Source organism: Nonlabens sp. Asnod2-A12 (assembly GCF_045063745.1).
Taxonomy (GTDB): Bacteria; Bacteroidota; Bacteroidia; order Flavobacteriales; family Flavobacteriaceae; genus Nonlabens; species Nonlabens xylanidelens.
The window spans coordinates 984,745-1,004,253 of record NZ_JBEFOB010000003.1 but is presented as its reverse complement, the minus strand read 5'-3'; the positions used below and the strand labels follow the sequence as shown (position 1 = coordinate 1,004,253).

The window sequence follows — 19,509 nt, the reverse complement described above, 5'->3', positions numbered from 1 at the left end:
TCTAAATAGTTATTATTGCTTTGAACCCTTTTTCTGTTTCAGATTCAAAAGTAATAGATCCATTTATGGAATGAATACGGTTTTCCGTATTCTGCAATCCATTTCCTTTAATTAATTCTGTTCCTATACCATTATCCTTATAATTAATAACAATAGATTTACCAGTATAGCTGAAGTTTATCACAATAATAGAGGCCTGACTATGTTTATTTGTATTGGTCAGTAATTCTTGTAATACCCTATAAATAGTAGACTTTTGTAAATTATTTAAGTGTTGCCAGTTAATTTGTTGTATTCCCATGGATAGGACATTAATCCTCTCAGTCTTATAACTTAATAAAAGATCGCTTATTAAATCTTTAAAGTTAATATTAAGATCTATAGAGCTATTCTCTCTAGAAATATCTCTAGTACGCTTATAAATATCTTCTAAATGGTCTAGTAAAGTTTTGTTAGTTTCTGGAGAATCTTGTAATTGGGTCATTACATGGTAAACATCATTTGCAACTTCATCATGGATTTTTCTCGAGATGCGTGTTTCTGTATTATATATTTCTTGGAATTTTTCCTTCCTGTGTTTATACTTTAAGATAAAATAGATAGAAACAGCTCCTAATGCTATAAATAACAAGAGATAGATCAATCTCTCATTTTTTAATTTACTGTCTTGTAGATCTTTCTCTTTCTTATTGTATTGATAAACGTAGTGATTAAAATTGTTGAGTTTTGTCTTGTTTATGGTAATTAGGCTATCGCTTAAACGCAAATATTCTTTTGCATTATTAGAGTCTCCTATTTGTATTTTTAAACGTAAAGCACTTTCTAGCTGTCGTATAGCTCCATTTTTATAAGCCATGTTTAAAAAAAGATCTGAATATTTGGACATATTCAAGGTATCTTTTTTACTCAAATAATATTTAGTTAAATGCGTATAACTAGAACCTAATGCGTTACTGTTTTTCCCTTTACGCCTTATGTTAAGTGCCTCTAGTAATCCCTCTTCGGCACCAGGAATATTTAATTTTGATTTTACATAACTTAGATTACTTAGTGATCTTGCTATTTTGCTAGAATCATTAACCTCTATGGCTATATCATAAGCCTTTTCATAAAAACCTTTTGCCTTTTCCAGTTGTTCTAGAGATTCATAAGTGCGTCCTTTATTATTTAAAAGAGTAGAAATATTTTTAGGTAGTTTAACCTTATTTAATGCCTCGTCATAAAAAGATAAAGCCTCTGTATAATCCTTCTTTTCTCTATAGAGTATTCCTAACTCATTAATAGTTTTTAAATAACAATGGTCCGTCCAGGGCGTCTTTTTTTCTAATCGATCTATCAATCTTAAGGTTTCTACATTTAACCGTTCACTCTCATAGATTAAACCTAGTTCTTTTTGAATTTCAGCAAGATTTTGATTGTCGTATATTTCTTTTAGAAATAATCCAGCCTTATAATGTTTAATTTTTTGTTTAGAAAAATATTTATAAGCCCTAGCAAGATCGTTACTCTGTTTAGGATTCTTAATTAGTCTCACATAGTATTGTGTAGAATCTGTACTTTGTGCATGTAACGAGTTTGTTATGAGATAGGTGAAAAATAAAAAGAGGAATGAAGTAAAGGTTAGTTTCATTCCTCTAATGTAATAACAAATTTTACAACTAGCGATTAATCTTCAGACTCATCTGCTGGTGGTGGTGGCGGTGGTAACTCTATAGTTCCTTCGTCATCACAACAGGCTTGTACCTCTGTAGTTTCTTCTATAATTTTATCTGGAGTACAAGAAAATAATGCCAGATTGAGGGATACCGTAAGGACTATTAATAATAATTTTTTCATATTTGGAGTGTTTAAAATTGGGCATAGGTGTGGCTGTCCGAGATTTTCTCAGAATATTTTTTATAGCAACACTTGCTTTATTTAGAAGAGTTTGTTCTTCTTAGGGAAGTAGGAACTGGCACGAGTAAAAGAGATAATTACTTCCCAAATGGTCATCTCAATTACCTGGCAACTCCATGATAGAATTGATTATCGCAAGCCCTATTGCGAGTAAGGCGGTCATTAATTCTGGGACAAATAAAAGTCTATTGTTTCTGTCCCATAGGAAGAGCGTGGGAAACTGTTTGGAAATATTCAGGAAATCTTTTTCCAATAACTTTCCTTGATTTAATAATCTGTTAATCAGTAGTATGAATAAAATTTTAATAATGCACGCTTTCGCGAAAGCGGAACAAGAAATCAAAAATAAAGGCATAATTAAGCCTTCTATTACTGAAAAAGCGACAGAAATATCTAGCTATTTAGACGAAAAGATGGACTTTAATTTAGGTGAACGTAGCCTGAGAGATTATAGAAGTGCAGCACAAAAACTAGAGCACGACGCTGGAGATATAAGAATCAAACAAGTGGATGTTATTACAGGTTTATGTCATTATTTAGGATATGAAAATTATCAGGATTTTGTAAATAGAAATGATACACTAGAAGTGGATGGACCTATTATAATAGAATCTACTGTAGTAAAATCGGCTGTAGAGAAATTGCCTAAAAAGTCTATTTTAAGAAACTATAGATTTTACGTTTTGATAGGTGTAATGTGTATTCTTTTATTCTGGCTATATAATTATACGACCAGACAGCGATGGATGGTCTGGAAAGAAGACCGCTATACTGAAGTAGATTTTGACGCCAAGAAATATGACATAAAACAATTAAAATTATATAAAGAAGATCGCATTTTATCATTCAGGAAAATAAAAGTAACCTGCCTCACTGATTTCTTTCATCCAGATGGTAGCGTTCTAGTCTGGTATGGAAAGAATGGTGATAAACAGTTAGAGTACTTTACAGGTTTAGGGCTGCATCCAGAGACAGGTAAAACCCTTAAACCTATTTCAGGCTACATGATTGATACACATATTTGTGTAGAATAAAAAGGAAATAAAAAAGCACCCATTGATTGGGTGCTTTTATAAATGAATTGGGTAGTCTGTATTATTCAGTAAATTCAATTACTTGACCAGAAACTATAACCTTGTATTTAGTAAATAGGAAAATTCCAGATGTTTTTACCTCCACAACCTCGTTAATTATAGTACGTGAATTTCCTTCTAGGTTTGCAGTAGATAACATATCTGCTTTGGCTTCGGCAACAAGTCCGTTTCTTCCTAAACCTCCAAAACCTAGAAAATAAGAAGCTTCTGCTTCTCCTTTTACTATTTCAATCACTTTAAAATTATTCTGTGTAAGAACAACTTCGGTAGAGTTTTGAATGTAGTTTTTAGGTACGCCTGTATGTGTCGCACAACTGGTTAAAAATAATGTGGCAATAAGAAAAGTGAATAAAATTCTTTTCATGAAAATAAAATTTAGAAATAGCCTACTTCTGGTTAAAGTCGTTTTTCGGTATGTTCCGACTATGCGACAAACATACTTTTACTCTAAATTTTTTATTTACGGTATCCCGCATTACTACCAAATAAATTGTTTTTTCATAGATTCTAAATATATTGACGTACTTAATTAGTCATCCTAGAAGTAATATAAGATGTAACGATAAATAGTATCCTTCTATTCCTTCTTATATAATTTTTGAGCAACGGTACCTATACTTAATCCTTGTATTATAATTGAAAAAATGACGATAATATAGGTAATATGCAAAATAAGATTCCCAGAATACTGATCACTTAAACTTAATGCTAGTGCTATAGAAATACCACCACGTAAACCACCCCAGGTCAATATAGCAATGGTTTTAATAGGTTTATCTTCTTCATGTTTAAGTAAAGAATAAGGTAAGAACACAGAAATAAATCTTGCTAACAACACAATGATAATTGTTATTACACCTAGGTAGACATAACTGCTAGTAAAATCTAATAAGTGAATGGCAAGACCTATTAGTACAAATAGAATACCGTTAAAAACGTCGTCTAGAATGGCCCAAAATGAATTGATAGCTATTTGTACTTCACTTTTATTTTCACTAACATGGATTTTGTTACCGATTAATAATCCTGCGACTACCATAGCTAGTGGAGCAGAGGTATGCATTAAAAAGGCTCCTGCTGTTCCACCCATTACTACAGCAAGACTCATCATTACGGCAAGTTGTGGGTTATCATTTAAGGACTGCATACATTTTAAGCCTATAAAACCTATCAATAATCCATAAAGTATGCCGCCTACAGCTTCTTCTAAAAATAGAATGCCTATTTCAGTTCCTATTTCGGTACTATTAAATTCTCCAGTAACAGATGCTATTATGAGTATTCCAGAGAAAACAACCACGCCTATACCATCATTAAAAAGCGACTCTCCTTCTATTTTAATTCCTAGACTTTCGGCAATATTAGCTTTCTTTAAAATAGCCATAACAGCGATAGGATCAGTAGGTGATATTAAAGCTCCAAAAAGAAGTGCATGTATAAAAAGTAAATCTAAATCAAATAGTTGTGCTGCAAAATAAGTTAAAGTACCTACTATAACGGTAGATATAAGAACTCCTAAAGTTGCAAATAAGATGATTGATTTCTTTTCTTTGGCTAGTGCGGCAAGGTTAACATGCAGCGCTCCTGCAAATAATAAGAAACTCAATATACCATCTAATAAAAGTGTTTTAAAATCTGCATTAACAATGATGTCACAAAAGAATTTATAAAACTCAGGAAAGATAGACTTACTTAAAGTGATAGGGATAATGAGTAGCAAGCTTAAAATCATTAAACCTATGGTAGTAGGTAATTTTAACCACTTATAATTAATGTAGCTAAAAAATGCTGCAATAGTAAATACGATACTGAATGACTCGAACATTTTATTTTTATTTAGTATTAATATATTTCCCTACAAATACGGCTATCACTATAGCGAGATAAAACTGACCTATTATATTCATCACTAGAGTAAGTGATTGTGCAGGTGCACTAATTGGAGTAATATCACCATAACCTACTGTTGTTATACTGATGAAACTAAAATAGTAAAAACTAAAACCAGAGTTCCCCTTTATTAATTCAAATGAATTAGGATCTATTAAATGTATAGATTCAAAAAAAATACCTCCTATAATTCCCAAGTAAAGAAAACCGAGTAATGGACCTAAGATAAACTGTAGGTTTACCTTCTTTATTTTTAATAGCTGTCTTATTAATATAACACCAAAACAAGAAAAAAGTAGGAGTGAAGTCGTTAATCTATATATTAATATAGGATCAGAATTCTGGTTAGATAGTTCTAACCATATAGCTAGTAAAGTTAAAATACCTATCACATAGGTAACTAATTTAGCACTTTTTTTAGAGGCCAGTAATGAACTGCTCAATATGACTAATGTATAATTAATTACTATAACATAACCAGGTGTAAGGCTACTTATTGCTACATGAATAGGAGTCAATAAAAAGTTGAATGCAGCAACTAGAGCAATCAAATACTTGTTGCTCGTTATCGTGTTCCAGTTAATTATAGATAGTAATTTCATAAGACTACTAAAAGTTAGCTTCTAGAGTCAGTACTTTTCCTTTTCTCAAAACTTTAATAAGTACTTTATCACCTTCATTGAGATTTTCTATTTGTTTTTTAATAGAACCTAGATCATGAGGACTGTTGCAACTTAAACCTTGAATACTCAAAATTATATCACCACCTAACCATAGTTTTTGTCCTAAAATTTCAGCTTGTATAACACCTGGTTTCAATCCTATTTTGTCAGCAAATGAATTAGGAAGAACACGTTGTATCAATACACCAGATTTCTGTGGAGTATTAAATATGCCTGCTAGTCCTTCGTTTAAAAATAATCCATCAAAACCAGTCCAAAAACTATTTACATCAAACAGTACTTTTTTTATAGTATTAGTGTCTACGGCAAATCCTAAACCTTCAAAACCACCACTATTAGTAAGAATAAAGCTTACCACACCTATAACTTCTCCTTTTACATTAAACATAGGCCCGCCAGAGTTACCTTGATTTATAGAAGCATCTGTCTGTATAAAGCCAGCCATTTCTCCATTTGCTATCATGTTTTTATCGACTTTTCTACTTATGTGACCTACAGATAAAGAATGCTCAAGTCCACGAGGTGCACCTATAACAAGTATTTGTTCTCCTACCTTTGATTTATTAGAATCTCCTATTACAGCAGGTTGTAAACCAGTAGGAATCGTTCTTAGTTTAAGTAGGGCTACATCTGCGGCTTTAGAGCTGGATATCACATCTGCCGAGAAGGCTATTCCATTTTGAAGTTTAACAGAGATCTCGTTTGCAGACTCCACCACGTGTGCAGCCGTAAGAATTAAACCTTCCTTACTTATAATAACACCAGATCCTAAACCACCTGAACTAGTTACTTGCTGGTTTTGTACCTTATATTCAACAACCTCTATAGTTACTACAGATTCATCTAGTTGCCCAAAAAGGCTTGATAAATCTTGTGCATTTAGAGCGGTACTAAAACATAGTAATAATATAAAGCCGAAACTCAATTTCATCTTCTTAATCATAATTATCTTATTCTTTCTTTAATTAACGTAGCAACTTTTAAAACTTTAGATGCTGTCGTAATTTTTAAAATTTATTTAAAAATGGCAACAACTCTCGTAGTTGCCATTTTATCAAAGATTTAAATCAAATTTACATCTGTAATAATTTCTAGTAGTGCAGGACCATCATGATCACGTAGTTTTTCCATTGCTGGAACTAGATCTTCTAACTTTTCTACACGTATTCCTAGAGCGCCGCAATTCTCTGCATACTTTGCAAAGCTTGGGTTAGAGAGCGATGTTTGCCAAACATCTACCTCGGCAGCACGTTGTTCCTTAGATATTTTTCCTAGTTCAGAATTATTAAGCACGACGTGTTTAATATTCATATTGTACTTGACTAGTGTATTTATTTCGGCTAGGTACTGTCCTAGACCAGCATCACCAGACACAGACCATATAGGTCTTTTATCACCTTGGGCAGCCCATGCTCCCATAGCTGCTGGTAAAGCAAATCCTATAGAGCCTAAATATCCAGACATTAATACGGCTTGATTTGTCGGTTCAAAATACCTTCCAAAAGAGTAGGTGTTGTTACCTACATCTACCGCTATAACAGCGTTATCTGGAGTAACTTTATTCATTGCGTTAAATACAGAAATAGAGCTCAATCCATTACCACAGTCCTTTAAGCGACTTTCTTTTTCTTCTCTCCATAGTTTCCATCGTTCTTTAATTTCTTCGGTCTGATCTATGGCTGCAGTTTTATCTTTAGTTTGAGTAGTGATAATATGAAGCGTTTCAGAAATCTCTCCCCATAATGCCACATCTACCTTATGGTGTTTACTCAATGCCATAGGATCGTAATCTACCTGGATAATAGGTTTCTTAGGTGTTATTCCAGTATGGTTAGAGAACGATGCGCCTAAAACGAGCATTAGATCACATTCATTCATAAACCAAGATGCGATAGGAGTACCGCTTCTTCCTAGCACACCACAACCTAATGGATGACTGTCTGCTATTAATCCTTTTGCTTTAAACGTGGTTATGACTGGACAGTTTAACGCTTTCGCGAAAGCGGTAATAGCATCCATCTCAAAACGTGCTCCATGGCCTACTATAATTACAGGTCTTTTTGCTTTCTTAAGTAAGTTAACCGCCTTTTCTACCATTTCCTTGGGAGGCGATATATTAAAAGGGGTAATTCTATTTTCTGGTGTTTGAGCTACGGCATGTTCTGGCTTTTCAGTAAAGGCTACTTCATCAGGAAAAGTTAAGTGTACCACATCTCTTTTGATCAACGCAGTTTTTACAGCTTGAGACATTAACTCACTATGATTAGAGTTTAAATGAACCGCATGATTAAATTGTGTAACACTGTCAAAAGCCTTAACGAGATCCACTTCTTGAAAAGCTCCTGTTCCTACTACTTGTGTATTTACTTGTCCAGAAAGGGCTAGCATAGGTGCTCGATCTACTTTGGCATCCCACATTCCTGTAAACATATTGGTTGCACCAGGACCAGCTATCCCAAAACATGCAGCAGGTTTTCCAGTTAGTTTTGCATAACCAGATGCTGCAAACGCTGCGGCGCCTTCATGTCTTATCCCAAAAAACTGTAGTTTTCCTTTCTCTTCTTGTCGGCGCATAGCATCTGCCACAGCAAGATTACTATGTCCTACCATTCCAAAAACGGTGTCTATGCCCCAGTTTACCATGGTTTCTATCATCACGTCAGATATCGTGTCTTTGTGAGACTCTTCTTCTGGTATGGCAACATAAATGGCGTCGCCTTCTTCTTTTACTTCAAAGGTGATAATACTATCATCATGACCACCTGGCGACTGACCATTGCAAGGGTCAAAATCCCAACCGTGCCACGGACATCGCAGCATACCGTTTTCTATAGAACCTTCTCCTAGAGGACCGCCTTGATGTGGACAGGCGTTATCTAGCGCTGAAAATTTACCATCATAATGTGTTAAACAAATACCTTGATGACCAGCAGTTACGGTTTGTACACGTCCTTCGGGCAAGGTATTTCTATTATCTAAAACTTTATACCACTTTTTATTATCCATAATTAAGTTGATTTAATTAGATCTATTTTTAAATTGATTTTGATGAATATTCACAGATCTAGTTGAATATATAATCAATGATACAAGCCCAAACGTTGCTACAGCAATCGCACAAACTCCTAAATAGGTTGCTATTTTATAGCTTTGATTTATACCAGCAATCACTCCTGAAATGAGTAATAAGAAGACCGCTATATAAAAGTAAATCATAGCTCTATTCAATAATTTTAACTGTCTCAGTTTGCGACTTATTAAATTATCGTCCTTACAATTAGTTATTAATTTGTCCAACTCATCACTAAGCGCGACCATTAAATTAGATGTCGATAGAATCAAAAGACCTATTCCTGGTATGATAGTTATGGGTAGATACCAATGCTCCATTATATAAAGTTTTTCAAATTATATTTTAAACTAAGCATAGAGGAGCCTGATCTTGAATAAAAATTCAAATGTCTTATCATAAACATAAATACGGAATATAGGTATGTTCGGTATAAACTTATAGTAATCATAACGAGGTTGGTTGCTTTTTAAGAAAGGTAAAATTTACTCAAAATTTATCACATTAAGATCACCTTTAGACGCAATACTTCTTTGTATATCAATTCAATATTAGATAAAACCTTTTAAATCTGTCTAGCTTTATTTGAGACTACTTACTTCATGCGACACATTAATACTATTGTTCTTTAGTTTTAAAACAAATGATAACTAAATCGGTTTTGAAACGATTGATTTAAAAAAGTGAGGTAAAAACCGATGTTTCTACTTTGATAAATTTTCATACATATTTATGAATTAGTAAAAGATAAATGGAAACAGTGACTAGAAGAACATGCATATCATTTTGTATTCTAAAAATAAAAAGCAATAATTTGCAAGGCTATGAAGGCATAGTCGACTTAAAGAAGCTGTATAGTAAAAAAAGAATCCCAGACCATGAATGAATTAGAAGTACCCATAACCGATATTGAAAATTTCATTTATTGTCTAGAGGTCGTTCCAGACGCTACTTTGACTGAGACGACAGAGGTGCTTACCATTCTAGAAGATATGACGTTAAATCAAAATATCAATAGTATTTATAAGGCCTGCGATACCATAGAAGATCTAGAAGAAAGTATCAATCACTTGCTTTATGAAGATCATAATTTTAAAGATTACGAGATCATTTATCTGGTCCTACCAGGAGAAGCTAACAATATATTAATAAACGGTTATTACTACAGCATAGAAGAAATAGCAGAACTTTTTGAAGGTAAAATGGAAGGAAAGCTGATTCATATAGCAAATAAAAAAGTACTCGATCTCACTGCAGATGAATCTCAGTATTTTCTAGACGTTACAGGTGCTCGCGCCATTTCTGGTTATGGAGTTCCTTCACCTCACATGACTAGCGCCTTCACCATCGACCGTGTATTCTTCAGTCTATTCTATGAAAATGACGATTTAAAACAAGTCGTAGAACGTCTGTTCTATAAACATCACCAGCTTAGTAAATTGCTCGATTTTAGATTGTATTATTAATACATCATGTAATTACTTGTGTTCTTGTAGAGATTCTTACGATATAGAGTGACCATTAGTTATTTAAATAATCATGTTTCTATTTACCGATAAGAAATGAGTTTTTTATAGGTATACGATTTGGATAATTCAATTGCTTTTAAACCTCATATAAACCGGTAAATGATCAGACAGCGTTCTCATAGATTCTAGTTGATCACACTCTTGCACAAAGTCTATGGTGCCGCAATCCATCAACTCATTTTTTGCAACGTTGTAGATAATATTATCTATAGCATGATTCAAATAATTACCGTCTTTACACAATCGTTTTAAGGTCGTTCTATCTCCATTTAAACATGCTTTATAAGAATCGTTCTTTATTTTATCAAATACATTGTGATCTATCGTTAAATTAAAATCACCAGCAAGGATTATATTCTCGTCCTTATGATTCATCATATAATCGTTTATACAACTCACCTCTATTTCAGGTTGCTCACTATGTTTTCTAGAGTGATAATTAAGCAAAGTAAAAGAACCCTTCGATCCCTTCTTAGACTCCAATTTTACTTGATACGGTTCTCTATAGACACATTCATCCAGATCAGTAATCAGTTTTGCCTTTACTATAACTTTTAGCTTGTTCGTTTTCCATAAAAAGGCATACTTCTCCGTTTTGTATTTAGGACTTTTAGTAGGATTACTTATAGAATAATCCCACTTGCTTCCCGTCCTATTAAGGTAATCTGCCAGTCTAGCCACCGCTTGCGAGCCGCCATAACCAGACACCACTTCCTGTACAGCAATCACATCATATTCCTTTAAAATGTTACCTATCTGTTCTATTTCTTCAGCCGACTTTGTTTTACCAAAATCTCTGATATTCCATGAAACTAGAGCGATCTCTTCCTGTGCACTCACTAAGTTAGGCATGCTTAATAAGAAAAACAGTAAAAGAAACAGATGCTTTAAACTCATTATATAAAAGGTGTTAAGTAGGTTGTTGATCTCGCTTTCGCGAAAGCGGAATTAAAAAAAAACAAATCGATCTCAAATAGTAAAGCCACTAAAATAAGAACCGCACAAAGATATTTATAACAAATCAACTCCACGTTACGGGATACCGTAAAGGAATGATAAGAGATAGGTTTAGGTTTGTTTTTGAATTGTCAATTAATAAATTAAAAAAAAATAATTTAATAACCAACCTTATGATAACCAATGAATTAAAAGGTCATTTTCTCCGTCTTTATCAGATTGCATTTGCAGATGACAACTTTGATAAATTAGAGTTAGAAATGTTATACAAATTTGCCAGTGACAGAGGGCTTACCAAAGAACAATTAGATGGTATTCTGCTCAACCCATCTGCTAGTGTATCCATTCCAGAATCTATTGAAACGCGCGTAGAATACTTGTATGATTTGGCTATCATGATTTGGGCAGATGGTAAAGTGGATGAAGATGAATATGTTGCTCTTAAAAAATACTGTAAGAAATTTGGGTTTTTAGATGAAAATATCGAAGCCCTAGCCGATTATTTACTGGAGTCAGCAAATAATGGTGTTAGTAAGGAAGAGATCATTAATAGTATAAATTCTTAATATTATGAGCGCGATAAAAAATTTATTCAAAACAAAGAATGAGATTAAACTTCCTGTAGAGAATGAGGTAGATACAAAAGAAGCTAGAGAGCAAGTCCGTATAACTTATTATCAATCTGGATATGGAGATTCTGCTAAGGCTTTAGGAGAACCGTTGACTCTAGGAATGGCACTACGTGATTTATATAACAGCTTTGAAGACTTGTGTAGAAAACAATTAAACGAGCAAGAGATACTGAAACAGCCACACAAGCAAAATCAAGAACAGGAGAAAACAAATTTAAGGAAGTTGGAAACTGCTTTATCAATTTATGACGGTCAGATAAAAACTAAAGCTGATGACATAGATAGACATAAGCATGAAATCGTAGACGTGAAACAGAATCCTGATAAATATGGAATAGATGCAGATAAAAGGCCTAAAGCTCAGTTTTACATAGGTCTTATATTATTACTTCCTATAACCATTTATCTCTTTGTATTTTATATTTCTGCTTCTTACTCATCCTTTTTTAAAAATTTTGAGGATGGAAGTTTAACAGCTGCTATTTTTGATGCAGAAGCTCTAAGTAAAGCTTTAAATGATGGATTATTAGAAGCTGTTTTTGTAGGGACTATTCCATTTGTGTTTATGGGTCTTGGTTATCTAGTTCATATGTTTCAGAAAGAAAAAGGCTGGAAAGGGGCATTAAAGTTAATACTGTTATTTGTTTTGACATTTTTGTTTGATGTTATTCTAGCCTACTTAATTGAGAAAAAAATATTTGACTTTAACGCGTTACCAGGTCAATCATTTACTGCAAATGATGCTTTGCAGAGTGTTAATTTCTGGGGGATCATATTCGCTGGTTTTGTGGTTTATGTGATTTGGGGATTAGTATTTGACTTTGTCATGAAAGAACATGAGAATGTTGATAAAATCAAAAACTTCATTCGTTCTAAAAAAGAGGCGATCAAAAATGATGAGGATAAAAAGAAGGAACTTATTGAAAAAGTTGATAAGCTCAAACATGATATTTCTGAAATAGAGGGTAAGATAGCTGAACTTCAATCTAAAATTGATGGTTTTATTTTTCCTGTTAAAGAATACCTTCATTATCATTTTCAGTATATGAAAGGATGGTACCAAGCAATAAATTCTGAATTGAAATTTCCAAATAAACAATTAGATGATTTAAGAGAGAGCTGCGAAGTAGTTGCAAATGAGCATTTAAATAAACTTAATTTATCTGAGGCAGATCACCAAAATGTTGTTTACACATAAAAAAAATCTTATGAAATTATATAATATACAAAAGAATTTAACTCGTTTCACAGCTGTTATGGCAATAGTTATGCTATTCTCTTACTGTAAATCTGATGTGTCAGGAAATGAAGAATTAGAAATCGATGACTTTGCGTTAATTGAAGTTGCTGAAAAAACAAATACAGGTAATCAAGACTTAAATGTTAGTTTTCTCTTAGATCTATCAGATAGAATAGATCCTAAAAAATATCCTAATCCGACAATGGATTTTTATGAGCGAGATGCTGCTTATATTCAGTCTGTGTCTGATGCTTTTTATTCCCATTTAAGAAGTAAAAAAGTAAGATTGATGAATGATAAGATTCAAGTGTTTTTTGACCCAGAACCTTTAAATTCAAATATTAATGATATGTCAGCGGCACTAAAGTATTCATTTACGAGAAAGACTACTACTATTGATAAGATTGAACAGGTTAAGAAAACATATTCTACCACGCCTATTGAAATATATAAACTAGCAATTGAAGACAGTAAGTATATAGGCTCGGACACCTGGAAATTTTTCAAATCAAAGGCACGTGATTATTGCATGGAAGAAAATCATAGAAACATTCTTGTAGTACTCACAGATGGATACATATATCATGAGAACAGTAAGTTTAAAGAAGAAAATAAAAGTACCTATATAACACCTAAAACGATAAGAGCAAATGGTTTAAATACTAGTAAATGGGAAGAGAAATTTAATGATAATAAGTATGGCTTCATTCCTGCAACAAAAGGCCTTGATAATTTAGAGGTTTTAGTTCTAGGAATTAACCCTGATAATAAAAACCCATACGAAGAAGATGTTATCAGAAAATACTGGAGTGAATGGTTTGATGCTATGGGAGTACAGAAGTATGAGATTAAAACAGCAGGTCTTCCTACTAATATGGACAAAGTAATTAAAGATTTTATACTTAAATAAACCACATGAAAACCCTATTGACCACCATTACATTATTGTTTTTAACAAGCATGGTTTTTTCTCAAACTTGTCAGGAACAAATAGATTATCTAGATGAGAATTATTATGGTTCTACCTATACCAGTCCTTTGAGCACTGCCGTGACCAAGGTTACATTTTATGAAGCCACTATAGATTACAGCACGGTATATTATGCCGTAGTTTGTTTTAAGAGTAAATATTCCTATGGCTGTAGTGAGTATTTGTATCGAGTAGGGTCTAATACAAAGTATAACTACTCCATGAATTATTTAAACAGCGCAGGAAAAGCGTTCTGGAAATATATAGAACCCTATGGTGATAACTCGCCTTGCGCTCCAGATTTAGTTTAATATGCTGTAGGTTTTTATTTCCTTGAAAATGAATTTGTACTATAAATTCTTATCTTCACAATCCCCTAAAACTCACTTTTTCCTACATCATTGGATAAGTGTGTTTTAGGGTTTTTTAATGTCAACCAACCCAAATTAATATTAGAATGAAAAGTATTTTATTATCCATCAGTTTTGTGTTTTTATCCTTAACAGCTGTTGCTCAAACAGATTACAAAAAAGAATTAGCAGAGCCTATGATAGAAATAGTCGGAGATGATTATGTCATCGAAGAGTTTATGATTATCAGAGAAAACGATACGTCTATTCAAATGTATTTAAAAGCACAAATGCCTCAGGATTGTATGGTACATCGTGATAATTTAATTGCGCTGACCACTATGTTCATGACAAAATTGACAGATGAAATAAGTGTTAATGGAGATGTAGAAGAAATAGACAATCTTATAGGTGACGCAGACATAGTATTTAAAATTTTTGTGACTGATGACGGTTTGCAAATAGTAATTACTGCTAATGGTGAGACCAAAAGAGAAACCTTAAGCTGGAAACAGGTTTATGAAGAAATGTAAGAGATTCTTTATATAGAAACTTATCTTTATCTCGCTTTCGCGAAAGCGGAATTACAACACACAAATAGTACCCTAAATGTAAGAAGAAGAAAAACAACAAATACTCAAACAAACGCTCTGGAATATTGCAAACGACCTGCGTGGTAATATGGATGCAGACGATTTTAGAGATTATATACTAGGTTTTATATTTTATAAATACCTGAGTCGCAAGATGGAACTCTATGTAAACGTGATCTTGCAACCTGACGGTCTGGATTATGAAACCGTAGAGCAACATCCACAGGCGACAGAATTGCTAGAAGCGATACGTTTTGAAGCACTCGATAAATTAGGTTATTTCTTAAAACCTAGCGAGCTGTATAGTGAACTGGCAAAGCGCTGCGATGTTGCATGGTGAATAGACATCCTTGCTTAAAGGGAATAGAAGGTGAGGTAGGTATTGAATTGCAGGAGATTGCTTCGTCGCTATCGCTCCTCGCAATGACGAGAAAAAATGATTTTATGAAACCAGGATACGTTTACATAATGGCTAATAAGAATAACACGACGCTTTATGTAGGTGTAACTTCAGACCTAGAGCGACGTGTTAAAGAACATAAAAGTAAAAAGGATCCTAAATCATTTACGGCGCGATATAATTTGAATAAATTAGTCTATCACGAGGCGCATCAAATGATAGGTGATGCTATTACTAGAGAGAAACAATTAAAAGCTGGTAATAGAGCAAAGAAAATAACATTAATAGAAAGTATAAATCCTGATTGGCAGGACTTAATTATAAGAGATGAGTAAACAGTCAGAAATACAGTTAAGAATAAATCAAACACAAGAATTTAAAAAAGGGCTGTTGCAACAGTTGTTTGTGTAGATATGGAAACATTTAAATATAATTACCTACCTATGGCCCATAATTTTTTTAATCTGGTGCGCAATTCAATTGGTGAGATGATTCGTCAAGGGAATAAAAATTCTATAACAGTAGACTATGATGAAAGCCTTGATGAGGGATAAGAGGACAAAGCATTTAATGAACAAATAAGATGGAATGATAATAGAATTGGTATTCCTATATTGTTTAATTATTATCATGGTTTAGAATTATTCATGAAAGGTCTGTTACAAGAAAGAGGAATTAAGTTTGGTACAAATCACAATTTAGAGGAGCTTTATCAATCACTAAAAAAACATGAGGATTTGTATACACCTAAGTTATTAAAGGCAATAAAAAATCAGGTATACAATTCTGATAGTTTTATTCCTTTTTTCGAGGTAAATCAGCTTAAACCTAAAGACTTTTATATAGCCTTTAAATATCCTGTTTCCTCTAAGGGTAAAATTTTTAAATATCATATGATAAGAGGTAAAGAGCAAGAAAGTCTGCAGGTTTACCAAAAAATACAAGTTGAAATTGATGAGTTGATTGGGTTATTAGTGGAATGGAACCCTAGAAAAAAACAGAATTAAAGAATTTAAAAAAGGGCTGTTGCAGCAGTTGTTTGTGTAGTCATTGCGAGCGAGGCACGAGCGTGGCAATCTGCCGCAAGTGAGCAACGACTCAACCTGCAAAGCGCTGCGGTGTTGCATGGTGAATAGAAATCTTTGCGTAAAGGGAATAGAAGGTGAGGTAGGTGTTGTATTACAGGAGATTGCTTCGTCGCTATCGCTCCTCGCAATGACGAGAAAAAATGATTTTATGAAACCAGGATACGTTTACATAATGACTAATAAAAATAATACGACGCTTTATGTAGGTGTAACCCCTGCTGGCGCCAGCAGGGGATCATCGACATGCTTTCTGGAGATATTGAGTTGCGTAGCAAACGCGAACTGATAGAGAAGTTTATAGAAGAAAATTTACCACACATCAGCGATATAGATGCGATACAAGATGAGTTTGAACGTTTCTGGCATGATGAAAAAATCATGGCACTCTCTAAAATGTGTGAAGAAGAACAACTAGATCAAAAGCAGTTTAAAGCACTGATAGAAAGTTATACTAATTATGGTAGAGAACCACTGCGCGATGATATTTTTAAATGCTTAGACAATAGACCTAGTATATTAAAAGCAAGGGAAATAGGTGAGCGTATACTTGATAAGATGCGAGAATTTGTACAAGTTTTTGTGCAGGGAATGACAGGGTAACTAGATTTATAAGATTAATACCAGACTATAAACTATATCGATGTTTCTTATAACCTACTGTTTTACATAACTGTAGGTAATAGGGTATAATACCTAACTAAATTTTAAATATAAGTTAGGTCTCATTTTAAATTTTAAACATCACTTTTAAGTGTGCTACTACTTCCCAATACAAAACTGACTGAATATATTCCCAAGCAGCTCATCGCTTGTTATTTCTCCGGTGATAATGCCTAGAGACTCTGCTGTGGCGCGTATGTCTATGGCTAGAAACTCGCTAGAAATGTCGTTTTCTATTCCTTCTTGTACTTCTATTAATGAACTGTAAGCTTGTTGTAAAGCATCATAATGTCTTGCGTTACTCACTATAGATTCATCTTGAGATAGTGCACCGCTATTAAAACTTTGTACTAACGCGGTTTTTAATTCTTCTACGCCTGTACGTGATTTGGCACTTAGTGATATAAGAATGGTATCTGGTGATTTGGTACTTATTTGTTTAGTGATTTCGGCATGTTCTAGACCGGTAATTTGATCTAATTTGTTCAGGATAACTACTAGAGGTTTATCAGGAAATTTTTCTCTCATCAGTTGTATGCGCAATAAACAGTGCATAATTCTAGGTGAGGTGTTTAATTGTGTCGCATCTAGTAGATAGAGTACCAGTTTAGACTGCTCAGCTTTGGCATAAGAACGCTCTATTCCCATACCTTCTATAGCGTCTGTGGTCTCTCGTATTCCTGCGGTATCTATAAGTCTAAAACGTACTCCATCTATATTGATCTCGTCTTCTATAGCATCTCGTGTGGTACCTGCTATATCACTTACTATTGCTTTCTCCTCATTTAACAAAGCATTTAATAAAGTAGATTTACCCACATTAGGTTCTCCAACTATGGCCACAGGAATACCTGTTTTTAAAACATTTCCTAATGCAAATGAATCAATCAATTTGCGCAACGTTTGCTGACTTTTACTCAATAAGGTACGCAGGTCGTCACGGTTTGCAAAGGCGACATCTTCTTCACTAAAATCTAGCTCTAATTCTATTAAACTAGCAAAGTTGAGTAATTGAGATCTCAAATCTTTCAATTCTCCAGAAAAACCACCACGCATTTGTTGTATCGCAATCTGGTGTGCGGTTTCACTTTCACTCGCAATTAAATCTGCCACAGCTTCTGCTTGTGATAGATCCATTTTTGCATTTAAAAAAGCCTGTAAAGTAAACTCACCTGCTTGTGCCATGCGTGCCCCTTTTTTAAGGCATACGGCTATGACTTCTTGTTGTATATAAATAGATCCATGGCAGGATATTTCTACTACATGCTCACCAGTGTAGGATCTAGGAGCAACAAATTTGGTTAATAAAACCTCGTCTATTACTCGATTTTCATCATATATGTGACCTAGGGTGACGGTATTTGCACCTAGATGGTTATAGGTTTCCTGAGATGGTGTAGGTTCCGCTTTCGCGAAAGCGGGAACAAAAATAGCACCTGCAATAACATGTGCGTCTGGTCCTGATAGTCTTATAACAGCAATAGCGCCTGTTCCTGCAGGAGTGGCAAGCGCAACAATGGTATCATTTTTATACATATGGTAAAGGTAAAAATAAGCGAGGAGTTACCTGCTTAAAATTTGCACAGATTCATTTATTCTCTAAAAATTGAGTAATTCAAAAATTCTAAGATGTAAAATCCCGTATTATTGCAAAATGTACTCAAAAGAAGAAGCAAGAAACGTAAGGCAACAATTCTGGACCATGTTCGGTAAACGATATGATCGCAAGTGGATGTTGTACGACACAAAATTAAAGGATGTGGTGCTCAAATTTTCATTTGAAGACCGTAGAGTTTTGGTTTCTATAGATATTACCCATGATGACGATCTTATTAGATCGTATTACTATGATAAATTTATAAGTTTAAAGGCTGTCATGTTAGAAGAGGTAAGTAATGACCTTATCTATGACGATGCTTATATGCTAGAATCTGGCAAGATTATATCTCGTATTTTTGTCATGCACGAGGGCGTAAAAATTCAAAAAAAAACGGACTGGCCAGAAGTCTATGAGTTCTTTTTTAAATATATGGATAGAATGGAGGCCTTTTTTAAAGAATACAAAGACTTTATCGAGGCCTAAAGGTTTTCTTTAGTATAAAGTATTTGTTCATTTACCTGATCATAGTTTTGACTAAATTGTTCTAGTAAACTATTTATCAATGGGATATCTTCATTTTTTTTTGCGCGAGTTTCTATCTCTTGTAATATGCTAGCCATATCATTAATACCTAGTGTCCTATAACTAGATTTTATTTTGTGTGCCTGCATACCTGCAGCTGTATAGTTACCAGATTTAACTTGTTGCTTGAGGAGTTCATAATCTTCGGGCACTTCTTCCATAAACATATCTAGTACGGATACTAGAATATCCTTATCGTCATCAAAAGATTCTCTCAGATCTGTTAAAGGTAGTAAAGTAATTGTAGACATATGGAGTTGATTTAAGATTGAAGA

The 19,509-nt window shown here is 33.7% G+C and carries 23 protein-coding genes; 12 read left to right on the top strand and 11 right to left on the bottom strand.

Annotation, left to right across the window (positions count from 1 at the left end; all coding sequences use genetic code 11):
- Position 1 precedes the first annotated feature (1 nt).
- Both ACJJVJ_RS04640 and ACJJVJ_RS04635 read right to left on the bottom strand, forming a co-directional pair.
- Positions 2–1,630, bottom strand: a complete 1,629-nt coding sequence (locus ACJJVJ_RS04640; protein ID WP_104515234.1) for a tetratricopeptide repeat-containing sensor histidine kinase — start codon at positions 1,628–1,630, stop codon at positions 2–4.
- Positions 1,631–1,665: 35 nt separating this feature from the next.
- The gene (locus ACJJVJ_RS04635) at positions 1,666–1,836 is read right to left on the bottom strand and encodes a hypothetical protein (RefSeq protein ID WP_170034558.1); all 171 of its coding nucleotides are present in this window, start codon (positions 1,834–1,836) and stop codon (positions 1,666–1,668) included.
- A 350-nt stretch (positions 1,837–2,186) separates the two neighbouring features.
- Between ACJJVJ_RS04635 and ACJJVJ_RS04630 the strand changes: the two genes are divergently transcribed.
- Positions 2,187–2,930 (top strand): hypothetical protein, encoded by a 744-nt coding sequence (locus ACJJVJ_RS04630; RefSeq protein ID WP_405369327.1) that lies wholly within the window; start codon positions 2,187–2,189, stop codon positions 2,928–2,930.
- Between the two features lie 61 nt (positions 2,931–2,991).
- Here the strand turns inward: ACJJVJ_RS04630 and ACJJVJ_RS04625 are convergent, their stop codons facing one another.
- The 6 genes from ACJJVJ_RS04625 to ACJJVJ_RS04600 form a co-directional block, all read right to left on the bottom strand.
- Positions 2,992–3,354: a DUF6567 family protein gene (locus ACJJVJ_RS04625; RefSeq protein WP_405369326.1), complete on the bottom strand. Its 363-nt coding sequence runs from the start codon at positions 3,352–3,354 to the stop codon at positions 2,992–2,994.
- Positions 3,355–3,567: 213 nt separating this feature from the next.
- Positions 3,568–4,815 (bottom strand): cation:proton antiporter, encoded by a 1,248-nt coding sequence (locus ACJJVJ_RS04620; protein ID WP_405369325.1) that lies wholly within the window; start codon positions 4,813–4,815, stop codon positions 3,568–3,570.
- Positions 4,816–4,822: 7 nt separating this feature from the next.
- The gene (locus ACJJVJ_RS04615) at positions 4,823–5,482 is read right to left on the bottom strand and encodes an ion channel (protein WP_405369324.1); all 660 of its coding nucleotides are present in this window, start codon (positions 5,480–5,482) and stop codon (positions 4,823–4,825) included.
- Positions 5,483–5,489: 7 nt separating this feature from the next.
- On the bottom strand, positions 5,490–6,506 hold the full coding sequence (locus ACJJVJ_RS04610) for a S1C family serine protease (protein ID WP_405369323.1): 1,017 nt from the start codon (positions 6,504–6,506) through the stop codon (positions 5,490–5,492).
- 119 nt (positions 6,507–6,625) lie between these two features.
- On the bottom strand, positions 6,626–8,569 hold the full coding sequence (locus ACJJVJ_RS04605) for a thiamine pyrophosphate-binding protein (protein ID WP_405369322.1): 1,944 nt from the start codon (positions 8,567–8,569) through the stop codon (positions 6,626–6,628).
- A gap of 12 nt (positions 8,570–8,581) precedes the next feature.
- On the bottom strand, positions 8,582–8,953 hold the full coding sequence (locus ACJJVJ_RS04600) for a DUF2721 domain-containing protein (protein ID WP_042246560.1): 372 nt from the start codon (positions 8,951–8,953) through the stop codon (positions 8,582–8,584).
- Between the two features lie 558 nt (positions 8,954–9,511).
- On the opposite strand from ACJJVJ_RS04600, the gene ACJJVJ_RS04595 reads away from it, so the two are divergent.
- Positions 9,512–10,099 carry a DUF6642 family protein gene (locus ACJJVJ_RS04595; RefSeq protein WP_104515227.1) on the top strand — a complete coding sequence of 196 codons (588 nt, stop codon included), beginning with the start codon at positions 9,512–9,514 and terminating at the stop codon, positions 10,097–10,099.
- Positions 10,100–10,228: 129 nt separating this feature from the next.
- Here the strand turns inward: ACJJVJ_RS04595 and ACJJVJ_RS04590 are convergent, their stop codons facing one another.
- Positions 10,229–11,059, bottom strand: a complete 831-nt coding sequence (locus tag ACJJVJ_RS04590) for an endonuclease/exonuclease/phosphatase family protein (protein WP_405369321.1) — start codon at positions 11,057–11,059, stop codon at positions 10,229–10,231.
- Positions 11,060–11,214: 155 nt separating this feature from the next.
- Between ACJJVJ_RS04590 and ACJJVJ_RS04585 the strand changes: the two genes are divergently transcribed.
- The 9 genes from ACJJVJ_RS04585 to ACJJVJ_RS04545 all read left to right on the top strand — a co-directional run bounded on the left by ACJJVJ_RS04585 (position 11,215) and on the right by ACJJVJ_RS04545 (position 16,992).
- Positions 11,215–11,685 (top strand): hypothetical protein, encoded by a 471-nt coding sequence (locus tag ACJJVJ_RS04585; protein ID WP_405369320.1) that lies wholly within the window; start codon positions 11,215–11,217, stop codon positions 11,683–11,685.
- 4 nt (positions 11,686–11,689) lie between these two features.
- On the top strand, positions 11,690–12,949 hold the full coding sequence (locus tag ACJJVJ_RS04580; RefSeq protein WP_405369319.1) for an ABC transporter permease: 1,260 nt from the start codon (positions 11,690–11,692) through the stop codon (positions 12,947–12,949).
- Between the two features lie 10 nt (positions 12,950–12,959).
- The gene (locus ACJJVJ_RS04575) at positions 12,960–13,901 is read left to right on the top strand and encodes a hypothetical protein (RefSeq protein ID WP_405369318.1); all 942 of its coding nucleotides are present in this window, start codon (positions 12,960–12,962) and stop codon (positions 13,899–13,901) included.
- Between the two features lie 5 nt (positions 13,902–13,906).
- Positions 13,907–14,272, top strand: a complete 366-nt coding sequence (locus tag ACJJVJ_RS04570) for a hypothetical protein (RefSeq protein WP_405369317.1) — start codon at positions 13,907–13,909, stop codon at positions 14,270–14,272.
- A gap of 146 nt (positions 14,273–14,418) precedes the next feature.
- Positions 14,419–14,844 carry a hypothetical protein gene (locus tag ACJJVJ_RS04565; protein ID WP_405369316.1) on the top strand — a complete coding sequence of 142 codons (426 nt, stop codon included), beginning with the start codon at positions 14,419–14,421 and terminating at the stop codon, positions 14,842–14,844.
- Between the two features lie 148 nt (positions 14,845–14,992).
- A complete protein-coding gene (locus tag ACJJVJ_RS04560; protein ID WP_405369315.1) occupies positions 14,993–15,244 on the top strand; it encodes a type I restriction-modification system subunit M N-terminal domain-containing protein in 252 nt (83 codons plus the stop codon).
- A 104-nt stretch (positions 15,245–15,348) separates the two neighbouring features.
- Positions 15,349–15,639, top strand: coding sequence for a GIY-YIG nuclease family protein (locus ACJJVJ_RS04555; protein ID WP_405369314.1), 291 nt, complete (start codon positions 15,349–15,351; stop codon positions 15,637–15,639).
- 312 nt (positions 15,640–15,951) lie between these two features.
- Positions 15,952–16,311 (top strand): hypothetical protein, encoded by a 360-nt coding sequence (locus ACJJVJ_RS04550; RefSeq protein ID WP_405369313.1) that lies wholly within the window; start codon positions 15,952–15,954, stop codon positions 16,309–16,311.
- A gap of 315 nt (positions 16,312–16,626) precedes the next feature.
- Positions 16,627–16,992, top strand: a complete 366-nt coding sequence (locus ACJJVJ_RS04545; protein WP_405371229.1) for a type I restriction endonuclease subunit R, EcoR124 family — start codon at positions 16,627–16,629, stop codon at positions 16,990–16,992.
- Between the two features lie 159 nt (positions 16,993–17,151).
- On the opposite strand, the gene mnmE is transcribed toward ACJJVJ_RS04545, so the two are convergent.
- Positions 17,152–18,588 carry a tRNA uridine-5-carboxymethylaminomethyl(34) synthesis GTPase MnmE gene (mnmE, locus tag ACJJVJ_RS04540; protein ID WP_405369312.1) on the bottom strand — a complete coding sequence of 479 codons (1,437 nt, stop codon included), beginning with the start codon at positions 18,586–18,588 and terminating at the stop codon, positions 17,152–17,154.
- Between the two features lie 118 nt (positions 18,589–18,706).
- Between mnmE and ACJJVJ_RS04535 the strand changes: the two genes are divergently transcribed.
- Complete coding sequence (locus ACJJVJ_RS04535) at positions 18,707–19,135, top strand: DUF4268 domain-containing protein (protein WP_405369311.1); 429 nt, start codon at positions 18,707–18,709, stop codon at positions 19,133–19,135.
- Here ACJJVJ_RS04535 and ACJJVJ_RS04530 read toward each other — a convergent pair.
- Positions 19,132–19,485 carry an Hpt domain-containing protein gene (locus tag ACJJVJ_RS04530; protein ID WP_104515218.1) on the bottom strand — a complete coding sequence of 118 codons (354 nt, stop codon included), beginning with the start codon at positions 19,483–19,485 and terminating at the stop codon, positions 19,132–19,134. The genes ACJJVJ_RS04535 and ACJJVJ_RS04530 overlap by 4 nt on opposite strands.
- Between the last annotated feature and the right edge of the window lie 24 nt (positions 19,486–19,509).

Coding starts and splice junctions, on each gene's coding strand:
- ACJJVJ_RS04640 (WP_104515234.1), bottom strand. CDS start 1,630: ATGAAACTAACCTTTACTTCATTCCTCTTTTTATTTTTCACCTATCTC.
- ACJJVJ_RS04635 (WP_170034558.1), bottom strand. CDS start 1,836: ATGAAAAAATTATTATTAATAGTCCTTACGGTATCCCTCAATCTGGCA.
- ACJJVJ_RS04630 (WP_405369327.1), top strand. CDS start 2,187: ATGAATAAAATTTTAATAATGCACGCTTTCGCGAAAGCGGAACAAGAA.
- ACJJVJ_RS04625 (WP_405369326.1), bottom strand. CDS start 3,354: ATGAAAAGAATTTTATTCACTTTTCTTATTGCCACATTATTTTTAACC.
- ACJJVJ_RS04620 (WP_405369325.1), bottom strand. CDS start 4,815: ATGTTCGAGTCATTCAGTATCGTATTTACTATTGCAGCATTTTTTAGC.
- ACJJVJ_RS04615 (WP_405369324.1), bottom strand. CDS start 5,482: ATGAAATTACTATCTATAATTAACTGGAACACGATAACGAGCAACAAG.
- ACJJVJ_RS04610 (WP_405369323.1), bottom strand. CDS start 6,506: ATGATTAAGAAGATGAAATTGAGTTTCGGCTTTATATTATTACTATGT.
- ACJJVJ_RS04605 (WP_405369322.1), bottom strand. CDS start 8,569: ATGGATAATAAAAAGTGGTATAAAGTTTTAGATAATAGAAATACCTTG.
- ACJJVJ_RS04600 (WP_042246560.1), bottom strand. CDS start 8,953: ATGGAGCATTGGTATCTACCCATAACTATCATACCAGGAATAGGTCTT.
- ACJJVJ_RS04595 (WP_104515227.1), top strand. CDS start 9,512: ATGAATGAATTAGAAGTACCCATAACCGATATTGAAAATTTCATTTAT.
- ACJJVJ_RS04590 (WP_405369321.1), bottom strand. CDS start 11,059: ATGAGTTTAAAGCATCTGTTTCTTTTACTGTTTTTCTTATTAAGCATG.
- ACJJVJ_RS04585 (WP_405369320.1), top strand. CDS start 11,215: ATGATAAGAGATAGGTTTAGGTTTGTTTTTGAATTGTCAATTAATAAA.
- ACJJVJ_RS04580 (WP_405369319.1), top strand. CDS start 11,690: ATGAGCGCGATAAAAAATTTATTCAAAACAAAGAATGAGATTAAACTT.
- ACJJVJ_RS04575 (WP_405369318.1), top strand. CDS start 12,960: ATGAAATTATATAATATACAAAAGAATTTAACTCGTTTCACAGCTGTT.
- ACJJVJ_RS04570 (WP_405369317.1), top strand. CDS start 13,907: ATGAAAACCCTATTGACCACCATTACATTATTGTTTTTAACAAGCATG.
- ACJJVJ_RS04565 (WP_405369316.1), top strand. CDS start 14,419: ATGAAAAGTATTTTATTATCCATCAGTTTTGTGTTTTTATCCTTAACA.
- ACJJVJ_RS04560 (WP_405369315.1), top strand. CDS start 14,993: ATGGATGCAGACGATTTTAGAGATTATATACTAGGTTTTATATTTTAT.
- ACJJVJ_RS04555 (WP_405369314.1), top strand. CDS start 15,349: ATGAAACCAGGATACGTTTACATAATGGCTAATAAGAATAACACGACG.
- ACJJVJ_RS04550 (WP_405369313.1), top strand. CDS start 15,952: ATGAAAGGTCTGTTACAAGAAAGAGGAATTAAGTTTGGTACAAATCAC.
- mnmE (WP_405369312.1), bottom strand. CDS start 18,588: ATGTATAAAAATGATACCATTGTTGCGCTTGCCACTCCTGCAGGAACA.
- ACJJVJ_RS04535 (WP_405369311.1), top strand. CDS start 18,707: ATGTACTCAAAAGAAGAAGCAAGAAACGTAAGGCAACAATTCTGGACC.
- ACJJVJ_RS04530 (WP_104515218.1), bottom strand. CDS start 19,485: ATGTCTACAATTACTTTACTACCTTTAACAGATCTGAGAGAATCTTTT.